Below are 1,763 nucleotides of genomic sequence, written 5' to 3'. Positions count from 1 at the left end.
GGCACCCTCACCTACGCCCACGACCTCTTCGACCCCCACACCGCCCAACAGATCGCCGAGCGATTCATCCGGGTCCTCTCAGCCGCCCTGACCGCGCCCGACCAACCCGTCACCGACATCGACATCCTCGACACCGCCGAACACCACCGAATCCTCACCGAGTGGAACGACACCGCCGTCAAGCCCGTGCCGGGCGCGCTGCCCGAGCTGTTCGCCGCCCAGGTCGCACGGACCCCCGACGCCGTCGCAGTCGTGTACGGGGACACCGAACTCACCTACGCCGAGCTGGACGCCCGCGCCAACGGCCTCGCCCGGCGCCTGGCCGCCGAGGGCGTCCGGACCGAGTCCGCCGTCGCCGTCCTGATGGAGCGCTCCGCCGACCTGATCGTCGCGCTGCTGGCCATCGTCAAGGCCGGCGGCTGCTACGTCCCGCTCGACCCCCGCTACCCCCTCACCCACCGCCGGACCATCACCACCGAGACCGGCACCACCATCGTCCTCACCGACACCGCACTACGCGACGAGGCCGCCGAACTCGGCCTCACCGTCCTCACCACGGACGACGCCGACCAGCTCCGGACCACTCCCGACATCCGCTGCCACGAGCGGCAGCTGGCGTACGTGATGTACACCTCCGGCTCCACCGGCCGCCCCAAGGGCGTCGCCGTCACCCACCACGACATCGCCGCCCTCGCGGCCGACCACCGTTACACCGGCACCGCCACCGAGCGCGTCCTCCTACACTCGCCCCATTCCTTCGACGCCTCCACCTTCGAACTCTGGGTCCCCCTGCTGACCGGGCACCAGGTCGTCGTGGCGCCCGCCGGTGAGGTGACAGCCGCGTCGCTGGCCCGGGTGATCGCGCGGCACCAGGTCACCTGGATCTTCGTGACCATCGGCCTGTTCACGCTCTTCGCGGACGAGGACCCGAGCTGCTTCACCGGGCTGCGCGAGGTGTGGACGGGCGGCGACGTGGTCTCCCCGATCGCCGTGGCACGGGTGCGGGAGAGCTGCCCGGAGACGGTCGTGGTCAACGTCTACGGACCGACCGAGACGACCACCTTCGCCACCGCCCTGCCGGTGACCGACACCGGCAAGGCCCTGCCGATCGGCCGCCCCCTGGACGCCATGCGCGCCTACGTGCTGGACGCGCGCCTGCGGCCCGTCCCGGCCGGCGTCACCGGCGAGCTCTACCTCGCCGGCTCCGGCCTCGCCCGGGGCTACCTCCACCGGCCGGCCCTGACGGCCGAACGCTTCACCGCCGACCCCCACGGCCCGGCCGGGAGCCGGATGTACCGCACCGGCGACCTCGCCAAGTGGAACCACCACGGCGAACTCGAATACGCCGGCCGCGCCGACCAGCAGATCAAACTGCGCGGCTTCCGCATCGAACTCGGCGAGGTAGAGGCCGCGTTGGCCTCCCACCCGGCCGTCGCCCAGGCCACCGTCCTCCTCCGCGAGGACACCCCCGGCGACAAGCGCCTCATCGCCTACACCGTCCCCGCCACCGAGTTCGAGCCCGCCGCCCTGCGCGCCCACCTCGCCGCAACCCTCCCCGCATACATGATCCCGGCAGCGATCGTCACCCTCGACGCCCTCCCCCTCACCGTCAACGGCAAGCTCGACCGCCGCGCCCTCCCCGCACCCGACCTCGCCACCCTCTCCAACCGCGCCCCGCGCACCCCGCGCGAGGAGATCCTCTGCGAGGTCTTCGCCCAGATCCTCGGCCTCCCCACGGTCGGGATCGACGACGACTTCTTCGC

At 72.3% G+C, this 1,763-nt stretch carries 1 protein-coding gene; it reads left to right on the top strand.

What is annotated here, in order from left to right; translation table 11 throughout:
- Nucleotides 1-1,763: amino acid adenylation domain-containing protein (locus ACIOJE_RS41245; RefSeq protein ID WP_400783834.1), on the top strand; the 1,763-nt coding region annotated here is incomplete at both ends.

Source organism: Kitasatospora sp. NPDC087861 (genome assembly GCF_044742585.1).
In the GTDB taxonomy this organism is placed as follows: domain Bacteria; phylum Actinomycetota; class Actinomycetes; order Streptomycetales; family Streptomycetaceae; genus Kitasatospora.
This window is presented reverse-complemented; position numbering and strand designations above follow the sequence as displayed.